Here is a 9,371-nt window from a genome sequence, read left to right as displayed (position 1 = left end):
GCCGCACACGCGGGTCACCGCCGTCGTCGTCGGCAAGGGTCCGCTCCGGGTCGCCCAGACGTTCGCGACGTGCACGGTGGCGGGGACCCTCGACGACGGGGTCGGCGTCCACAACGAGGAGCAGGGTCAGCCGGTCGCCGTGTGCCGCTCGCCGCAGGAGACGTGGGACGCCGTCTGGCCGCAGTTCCGGCACCTGGGCTGAGGCCGCTCTGACTCAGTCCAGGACAGCGGCACGCAGCCCGAGGTCCGGCGCCATCGCGGTGAGCAGCTCGCGCAGGTGACGGATCGTCGGGCTGGCCGCCATGCTCCGCCGCCAGACCAGCGAGACCGTGCGGGTCGGGACGGGGTCGGCCACCGTCAGCACCGTGACGCCGGCGGGGAGGAGCTCGCGACCCAGCCGGGGGATGAGCGACACGGCGACGCCGTGCTCGACGAGGGCGATGTGGGAGCTGAATTCCGCTGCCCAGTAGGGGATTGGCGGCGGACCGCCGACGTCGGCGAACATCCGGGTGAGCCACTGGTGGCAGACGCTGCCGACGGGCGAGCACGCGAAGACCTCGGACCGGAGGTCGGCCGGGCTGACCGCCCCGCGCCCTGCGAGCCGGTGCCCGGAGGGGACGAGGATGTCGGCGAGGTCGATGCCGATGGGCACCCGTTCGACGTGGTCGGGGACGGGCAGGACGGTGTCTCCCCAGTGGTGCACGAGCGCGACGTCGACCCGTCCGGTCGCGACGAGGTCGAGGGCCTCGAGCGGGTCCTGCTCGACGACCGTCACCTCGAGCGGGGTTCCGTCGAGCGCGATCCGCTGGAGCAGCGGGGCGACGAGCCCGCGCACCGCGGTCGAGAACGCCGCAAGATGCACCCGCCCGGCGACCGCGTCAGTGGCCCCCGCGAGGTCGGACTGCAGGGCCTCCATCGAGGCCAGCACCTCGGCGCCGCGGTCGGCGAGCCGCTTCCCGATCTCGGTCAGCAGCACCCCGCGGCCGTAGCGCTCGAGCACCGGGGCGCCCGCCTGCCGCTCGAGCTTCTTGAGCTGCTGGGACACCGCCGAGGGGGTGAAGCCCAGCGCCTCGGCCGCCGCGACGACGGATCCGTGGGTGCGGACGGCACTCAGCGCCTGGAGGCCGACGAGGTCGATCATGCAGCGATGCTACCTGGTGCGCCAGACAAGGTATCGCTGGTGCTTCATCGTCGCGAGCCCGGACAATGGCCGGTATGCCGCCGCGTCACGCCTTCCTCGCCGTGCTCGTCACCATCGTGTGGGGGGCCAACTTCGTCGTCATCGACAAGGGCATCCACGACATGCCCCCACTGACGTTCGTCGCGCTGCGCTTCGTCTTCGTCCTCCTCCCCGCGATCTTCCTGGTGCCGAGGCCCGCCGTCCGCTGGCGCGACCTGGCCGCCGTGGGACTACTGATGAGCGTCGCCCAGTTCGGCTTGCTCTACACCTCGCTCCACCTCGGGATGCCGCCCGGACTGGCCTCCCTCGTGCTCCAGGTCCAGGTGATGTTCACCGTCGTCATCGCCGCGCTGGCCCTGCGCGAGCGACCCAGCATCCGCCAGCAGGTGGGGGTGCTCGTGGGTCTGGTCGGCCTGGCCGTCGTCGCGGTGGGACGCAGCGCGACGACCCCCGTGCTGGCGCTCGTCCTCTGCATCGGCGCCGCGCTCGCCTGGGCCAGCGGCAACGTCGTGGCCCGCCGGGTCGGGAGTCCGTCCGGGATCGGCCTGACCATCTGGTCGGCCCTCTTCGTGCCCGTCCCGATCTTCGCCCTGTCCCTCGTGGTCGACGGTCCGGCGGCCATCGCCTCGGGGTTCCGGCACGCGGACGGGGTGACGGTCTTCTCGACCCTCTACACGGCATACCTCTGCTCGGTGTTCGGCTATGGCGTCTGGAACTCGCTGCTCGGGCGCTATCCCGCCGCGAGCGTCGTGCCCTTCACCCTGCTCGTGCCGGTGAGTGGCATCGCCACGGCGTGGCTCGTGTCGGGGGAGCGGCCGACCCTCGGCACCCTCGTGGGCGGTCTGCTGCTCATGCTGGGGGTGCTCGTCACCATGCTGACGGTCCGGCGCCGACGTCGGGAGCGCGGGGAGCCCGAGGCGGTTACGGCCGGTGTGCCCGAGGTGTCGGTCTGATGTCGAAACCGCCCGCCCGCTACCGCGACGCACCCGGCAGTTGGGAAGATCGGGCCGACAGGACATCGGTGTCGGGACCTCCCGGCACCCGGCACCCCGGGAGTACGCGTGGTAACTCGCTCGGCCAAGGACGAAGTGTTCGACCAGCGGGTCATCGACAACCGGGCGCCCAGCCTGGCGCGGCTGTTCCGCGACCGGGTCGCTGCCTCGGGCTCGCGGCAGGCCTTCCAGTTCTTCCGCGGTGAGACGCTCGAGCACCTCACGTGGGACGAGACCAAGGAGCGGGTCGACGCCCTCGCCGCCGGCCTCGTCGCCCTCGGCATCGCGCTCGAGGACCGGGTCGCGATCGCCTCGACCACCCGACTCGAGTGGGTGCTCGCCGACCTCGCGATCATGACCGCCGGCGCGGCGACGACGACGCTCTACCCCTCGTCCAACGGCGACGACGTCGCCTTCATCGTCGCCGACTCGGGCAGCCGCATCGTCTTCGCGGAGGACGAAACGCAGCTGGCCAAGCTGCGCGAGTCCCGCAGTGCGACACCGGAGCTCATCAAGGTCGTCCTCCTGAACCCGTCCGGCGGGCTGAGCGACACCTCCGACGACTGGGTCATCGGCGTGGACGAGCTGGCCGCCCTCGGGCGTGACCTGCTGGCGCACGAGCCCGAGGTCCTCGACCAGCGGGTCGCCGCCCTGACGCCCGAGCACCTCGCGACGATCATCTACACCTCCGGCACGACGGGCCGTCCCAAAGGGGTCCTGCTGACCCATGACGCCTTCGTCTACGTCGCCGCCTCCAACGCCTCGATGGGCCACCTCACGCAGGACGACCTGCAGTTCCTCTGGCTGCCGATGTCGCACGTCTTCGGCAAGGCGATGGTCGCGCTGCCGCTCCAGATCGGGTTCCCGACGGCCATCGACGGGCGCATCGACAAGATCGTCGACAACCTCGCCATCATCCAGCCGACCTTCATGGGGGCTGCCCCACGGATCTTCGAGAAGGCCTACGCGCGCATCCAGACCACCTTCGACGCGGAGACCGGGGCGAAGAAGGCGCTCATCGACTGGGCGCTCGGCGTCGGGGCGCAGGCCCAGGCGAAGCGCGAGCAGGGCGAGCTCCCGAGCGGCGCGCTGGCGGTCCAGCTGAAGATGGCCGACAAGCTGGTGCTGAGCAAGGTCAGAGAACGCTTCGGTGGCCGAGTTCGCTTCTTCATCAGTGGTTCTGCCGCGCTCAACCCGGATGTCGCCCGCTGGTTCGGCTCGGTCGGCCTCCTGGTCAACGAGGGCTACGGGCTGACCGAGACGAGCGCCGCGACCTGCGTCAACCGGTCGGAGGTCGGCAGCCACGAGGTGGGCTCCGTGGGCTGGCCGGTGCCGGGGACCGAGGTGCGCGTGGCCGCCGACGGTGAGCTGCTCGTCAAGGGGCCTGGGGTGATGCGCGGCTACCACAACAAGCCCGAGGCGACGGCCGAGGTGCTCACCGCCGACGGGTGGTTCCACACGGGCGACATCGGCACCATCGACGAACGGGGCTTCGTGCGGATCACCGACCGCAAGAAGGACCTCTTCAAGACCTCGGGCGGGAAGTACATCGCCCCCTCGATCATCGAGAGCACCTTCCGGGGGATCTGCCCGTTTGTGAGCCAGTTCCTGGTCTACGGCGACGGACGCAACTTCGCGTCGGCGCTGATCACCCTCGACCCCGACGCCGTGACGTCGTGGGCAGCGGGCCAGGGGATGGCCGGCCACTCCTACGCCGAGATCGTCGGCTCGCCGCAGGCCCACGCGATGGTCCAGGGCTACGTCGACCAGCTCAACGCCGGTCTCAACCGGTGGGAGACGATCAAGAAGTTCTCCATCCTGCCGCGCGACCTCACGGTCGAGGCCGGCGAGCTGACGCCGAGCCTCAAGCTGCGGCGTCGGGTCGTCACCGACAAGTTCCGCGCGGAGCTGGACGCGCTCTACAGCTGAGGTGGTGGTGGGTCCTGGCTCCGCCCGTCGCCGAAGAACCCATGGATCTCGGCCAGGAGGTCGTCGGGTCGCTCCTCCGGGATGTAGTGCCCGCAGTCGACGAGCCCGCCGGTGACGTCGGTGGCGACGCGCGACCACAGCGCCAGCGGGTCGAAGAGCCGTTCGACCACCCCGTCGCGTCCCCAGAGGACGCGGAGCGGCACCTCGACCCGCACCCCGCCCGCGCGGTCGGCCCGGTCGAGGTCGAGGTCGCGACCGGCGGACGCCCGGTAGTCCTCGCACATGCCGTGCACCACCTCGGGATCGCGCAGCGCGAGCCGGTATGCCGCGAGCGCCTCGTCCGCGAACGGCGCCATGCCGGTGGGCCCGAAGCCCATGACCGCGTCGAGGTAGGCGTCGGGGTCGGCCCCGATGAGGCGCTCGGGCAAGGGCGCGGCCTGGACAAGGAAGAACCAGTGCCAGTAGGCGGTGGCGAAGGCCCGGGTCGTCTGGTCGTACATGTCGAGCGTCGGGGCGATGTCGAGCAGCATCGCGCGGGTGACCCGCCCGGGGTGGTCGACGAGCAGCCGGTGGGTGACGCGGGCGCCGCGGTCGTGGGCGCACACGGCATACCGGTCGAAGCCGTGACGCGCACCGAGCACCTCCATCGCGGCCACCAGGTCCGCGGCCATCGAGCGCTTCGTCAGCGCGTCCGCGCCGGGATTCGACGGTCGCGACCCGCCGTAGCCGGGCAGGTCGGCGGCGACGACGGTGAACGACCGGGCGAGGCGGTCGGCCACCCGGTGCCAGATGACGTGCGTCTGCGGGTGCCCGTGCAGCAGCAGGAGGACCAGATGGGTGGGGTCCGCAGAGGGTGCCACCCGGCCGACGACCCGGCCGTCGCCCACCGCGACCTCGAACTCCTCGTACGCCTCGAACACTCCTGGCTCCGTCCGTCGCCGACCCGTGCGGTGTCCACCGTAGTGAGCCATGGACGATGGCGGTTGCGGACATGGCCGTTCGGCCCCGACGCCGTGCGGCTTCTCCTGAGAGACTGTGGTGTGGCATCGGTGGAGGTGACGGATCTCGTCGTCCGGTTCGGCACGGTCAGCGCGGTGCGCGGGGTGTCGTTCTCCGTCGGGCCCGGGCGCTCGACCGCCCTGCTCGGCCGCAACGGTGCCGGCAAGTCGACGACGATGCGCGTCCTGGCCGGCGTCGTGCCCCCGACGTCCGGGACCGTCCTCGTCGGTGAGCACGACGTCGCCCTCGACCCGCTCGCGGTCAAGCGGCTGGTCGGCTACTGCCCGGACGTGGGTGGTCTCGTGCCCCGGGCGACGCCCTGGGAGCACCTGCAGCTGAGCGCCCGGCTGCGCGGGATGCGCGGGTGGGAGCGTCGTGGCCGCGATCTGCTCGAGCGCTTCGACCTCGACGGGGAGGCCCACCGGGTCACCGCGGGCTTCAGCCACGGCATGAGCCGCCGCATGTCGGTCGCGCTCGCGGTCTTCCACGAGCCGGCGGTCCTGCTCCTCGACGAGCCCTTCGACGGGGTCGACCCCACCGGCGTCGACGCCACCCTCGAGGCCGTCGCCGACGCCCGTTCGCGTGGCGCCGCGGTGATCGTCTCGACCCACCTGCGTGACCTCGCGGTCGCCGCCTGCGAGGAGGCCATCGTGATGCTCGGCGGGACGGCAGCAGCGACCATCCCCGCCGCCGACATGGTGGGAGAGGCGGGCGACCGTGCCTACCGTGCCCTCCTCGGCTGACCTGCTGGCCGCCACCCCCGTCACGCGGCCGCTCGGTGCGGTACCGGCGCTCGTCGCGCTGCTGCGGTTCCGACTCGGCGGGCGCCCGCTGCGCCTCCGCATCGCGATGGGGCTCGCCCTCCTCGCGGTCCTCGGCCTGACCGTCCTCGCCGCCGTCGTGCCGACCCAGGTCGACCTGCCCGCCGACCTCATCCCCCAGGTCCGCCTCTACCTCCCGGCGGCGGTCCTCGTCTTCCTGCTCACCAGCGTGGTCTCCGGGGTCTCCTCCGGTGGCGGACGGGAGCTGCTGCCGGCCGACCAGGCCGTCGCGTTCCCGATCGGCTCGACCACCGACCATCTCGCGAGCCTGCTCTGGGCCCCGCTCAACCTCGCCTGGCTCGTCCAGGCGTGGACCCTCGTGGCGTCGGCGGCGATCGTGGGCGGCCGGGGACACCTCGGCGCGACCGTCCTGCCGATGCTCCTCTGGGTCGCCGCCGCCACGGCCGTCGCGCAGGCGGTGGCGTGGGGGGTCGAGATCGTCCGGCAGAGCCCCCACGGGGTGCTGGCGGTCCGGGTGGTCTGGGGCGTGCTCGGTGGGGCTGTGCTCGTCGCGTCGCTGACCGGTCGGGCCGTCACTGCGGCCCGTGCCCTGGGGGGTTCCCTGATTGCCGGCACGAGCAGCGCAGGGAGCGAAGGACGTTGGGGTGTCTGGCTGCTCGGCTGCGTCGCGATCGTCGTCCTGGGCGCCCTCGCGGTCTGGGGCGGGGCGTGGGCGGCCGGGCAGGCGGCCCGGCGTCCGCCCAGGTCCCAGTCCACGGTCGAGACGAGGGTGTATGCCGCGCGGCCCGACACGCGCTCGGACTTCCTCGCCATGCTGCGCATCGACCGCGCCAGCGTGTGGCGGTCGGCGCCGCTGCGTCGCGGCATCATCTTCCTCGCCATCCTCCCCATGCTCGTGGCCCTCGCGGGCCAGCTGCGCTGGGAGACGATCCCGGTGCTACCCGGACTCGTCGCCTCGGGGGTCGCGCTGCTGTTCGGCGTCAACGCCTGGTGCCTCGACGCCCGTGGGACCCTCTGGCGCGAGAGCCTCCCGGTGGCACCCCGGGTCGCCCTGGCGGCCCGGACCTGGGTGATGGTCGAGATGCTGCTCGTGTCCGGGATCGCGACGCTCGTCGTCTGCAGCGTGCGGGCAGGGCCTCCGGCCCGGGTCGAACAGCTCCTCGCGACGGTCGTCGCCGCCCTCGTCATCTCCGTGCGCATCGTCGCCAGCTCGCTGCGCTGGTCGGTCCGTCACCCCTACGCCATGGACCTGCGCCGGGCCCGGGCGACGCCGGCCCCGCCCGGGGTGATGCTCGGCTACTCCGCCCGGCTGGCCCTGACCTCCAGCGTCACGGGTCTCCTGTTCTCGGCGTTCGGGCAGACGCTCGCGTGGTCCTGGTCCGTCGGTCTGGGGGCGCTGCTGCTCGCGACCTCGGCGGTGAGCCTCGTGCGGACCGCGCGCCGGTGGGACGACCCCGTCGCGCGGGCCGTCGTCACGCGGACGGTCTCCTCGCTCTAGATCGGCCTGGATGACAGCCTGCTCACGGTCCGTCCCAGGGCAGAGCAGCACGGGGTGCCGGCCGCCCGCGGTAGCACGCAGCCTACCGGGTGGCGGGCGGGCGGCCCGTGATGGGGCCGGTCCCGGCGTCCCGACCTACCATGGTGTGCATGCTGACCACCCGTGTTGCCGGCGACTCGGTCTTCCCTGCCCTCGAGCCGTTGCTCGAGCAGGTGAGCAAGCCGATCCAGTACGTCGGGGGTGAGCTCAACTCGACCGTCAAGGACTGGCAGTGCGGCGGGCACGGCCCCGGGGGCGAGGAGCTCACGACGCGCTGGGCGCTGATGTATCCCGATGCCTACGAGGTCGGCGTGCCCAACCAGGGCGTGATGATCCTCTACGAGGTCCTCAACGAGCGGGCCGATGCCCTCGCCGAACGCACCTACTCCGTGTGGCCCGACCTCGAGGCACTGCTGCGCGAGTCGGGCGTCCCCCAGTTCACCGTCGACGCCCACCGGTCGATCCGTGACTTCGACGTGCTGGGGATCTCGTTCGCGACGGAGCTCGGCTACACCAACTTCCTGACCGCCCTCGACCTCGGCGGCATCCCCCTGCACGCGGTCGACCGCGGCGACGACGACCCGATCGTCCTCGCCGGTGGGCACGCGGCCTTCAACCCCGAGCCGATCGCCGACTTCATCGACGCCGCCGTCATCGGCGACGGCGAGCAGGCGGTGCTGACCATCACCGACCTCATCGGCGCATGGAAGGCGCAGGGGCGACCGGGCGGTCGGGCCGAGCTGCTGCTGAGACTGGCCCGCACGGGGGGCGTCTACGTGCCCTCGCTCTACGACGTCGACTACCTCCCCGACGGCCGGATCAAGCGCGTGGCGCCGAAGCCTGGCGCGACCGGCGTGCCGTGGCGCGTCAGCAAGCACACGGTGATGGATCTCGACGCCTGGCCCTACCCCAAGCAGCCGCTGGTGCCGCTCGCGGAGTCGGTGCACGAGCGGATGTCGGTCGAGATCTTCCGCGGCTGCACCCGCGGCTGCCGCTTCTGCCAGGCCGGCATGATCACCCGCCCGGTGCGGGAGCGGTCCATCACCGGCATCGGCGAGATGGTCGAGCGCGGCCTGGCCGCAACGGGATTCGAGGAGGTCGGGCTGCTGTCACTGTCCTCCGCCGACCACTCCGAGATCGCCGAGCTCGCGAAGGGACTGGCCGACCGCTACGAGGGCACCCAGACCGGTCTGTCGCTGCCGTCGACCCGCGTCGATGCCTTCAACATCGACCTGGCCAACGAGCTGACCCGGGGCGGTCGGCGGTCGGGGCTGACCTTCGCGCCCGAGGGCGGATCGGAGCGGATCCGCAAGGTCATCAACAAGATGGTAACCGAGGCGGACCTCATCAAGACGGTGGCCGCGGCATACGGAGCGGGCTGGCGGCAGGTGAAGCTCTACTTCATGTGCGGGCTGCCGACCGAGACCGACGAGGACGTGCTCCAGATCGCCGACCTGGCCAAGCGGGTCATCGAGACCGGCCGTCAGGTGTCGGGTCGACGCGACATCCGCTGCACCGTGTCGATCGGCGGCTTCGTGCCCAAGCCGCACACCCCGTTCCAGTGGACGGCGCAGCTCGGGGTCGAGGAGACCGATGCCCGGCTCGCCAAGCTCCGCGAGGCGATCCGCGCCGACAAGCGGTATGCCGCGGCCATCGGATTTCGTTACCACGACGGCAAGCCCGGCCTCGTCGAGGGACTGCTGTCACGCGGTGACCGTCGGGTCGGCAAGGTCATCGAGGCGGTCTGGCGCGACGGCGGCCGCTTCGACGGGTGGAGCGAGCACTTCTCATTCGAACGTTGGACCCGGGCCATCGACGAGGTCTGGATCGACGGGCCGCTCGACCTGGCTTGGTTCACTACGCGAGAGCGTGATCAGACTGAGGTGCTGCCCTGGGATCACCTCGACGCTGGGCTGGACCGGGACTGGTTGTGGGAGGACTGGCAATCGGCG

8 protein-coding genes are annotated in these 9,371 nt (G+C 71.9%); 6 read left to right on the top strand and 2 right to left on the bottom strand.

The genetic code is table 11. The features are described 5' to 3' along the window. Positions 1-202: hypothetical protein (locus Q0R63_RS13455; protein ID WP_295698112.1), on the top strand; the 202-nt coding region annotated here is incomplete at its 5' end. Between the two features lie 12 nt (positions 203-214). Here Q0R63_RS13455 and Q0R63_RS13450 read toward each other — a convergent pair. Next, on the bottom strand, positions 215-1,141 hold the full coding sequence (locus tag Q0R63_RS13450; RefSeq protein ID WP_295698108.1) for a LysR family transcriptional regulator: 927 nt from the start codon (positions 1,139-1,141) through the stop codon (positions 215-217). A gap of 74 nt (positions 1,142-1,215) precedes the next feature. On the opposite strand from Q0R63_RS13450, the gene Q0R63_RS13445 reads away from it, so the two are divergent. Further along, the gene (locus tag Q0R63_RS13445; RefSeq protein ID WP_295698105.1) at positions 1,216-2,133 is read left to right on the top strand and encodes an EamA family transporter; all 918 of its coding nucleotides are present in this window, start codon (positions 1,216-1,218) and stop codon (positions 2,131-2,133) included. Between the two features lie 108 nt (positions 2,134-2,241). Beyond that, a complete protein-coding gene (locus Q0R63_RS13440; RefSeq protein ID WP_295698102.1) occupies positions 2,242-4,101 on the top strand; it encodes a long-chain fatty acid--CoA ligase in 1,860 nt (619 codons plus the stop codon). On the opposite strand, the gene Q0R63_RS13435 is transcribed toward Q0R63_RS13440, so the two are convergent. Continuing rightward, positions 4,092-5,021, bottom strand: a complete 930-nt coding sequence (locus tag Q0R63_RS13435; protein WP_295698099.1) for an alpha/beta hydrolase — start codon at positions 5,019-5,021, stop codon at positions 4,092-4,094. The two genes, Q0R63_RS13440 and Q0R63_RS13435, sit on opposite strands and share 10 nt — an antisense overlap. A 120-nt stretch (positions 5,022-5,141) precedes the next feature. On the opposite strand from Q0R63_RS13435, the gene Q0R63_RS13430 reads away from it, so the two are divergent. The 3 genes from Q0R63_RS13430 to Q0R63_RS13420 all read left to right on the top strand — a co-directional run. Then, entirely contained in the window at positions 5,142-5,843 is a 702-nt protein-coding gene (locus tag Q0R63_RS13430) for an ABC transporter ATP-binding protein (protein WP_295698097.1), read from the top strand. Further along, complete coding sequence (locus Q0R63_RS13425) at positions 5,827-7,380, top strand: hypothetical protein (RefSeq protein ID WP_295698094.1); 1,554 nt, start codon at positions 5,827-5,829, stop codon at positions 7,378-7,380. Before Q0R63_RS13430 ends, Q0R63_RS13425 begins: the two co-directional genes overlap by 17 nt. 149 nt (positions 7,381-7,529) lie before the next feature. After that, positions 7,530-9,371 (top strand): TIGR03960 family B12-binding radical SAM protein (locus Q0R63_RS13420; RefSeq protein WP_295698092.1); only part of this gene is annotated, 1,842 nt, incomplete at its 3' end.

It is taken from the genome of Lapillicoccus sp. (assembly GCF_025353065.1).
GTDB lineage: Bacteria > Actinomycetota > Actinomycetes > Actinomycetales > Dermatophilaceae > Lapillicoccus.
Note: the sequence above shows the minus strand (reverse complement) of the source record. Positions and strands in the feature narration are given on the sequence as shown.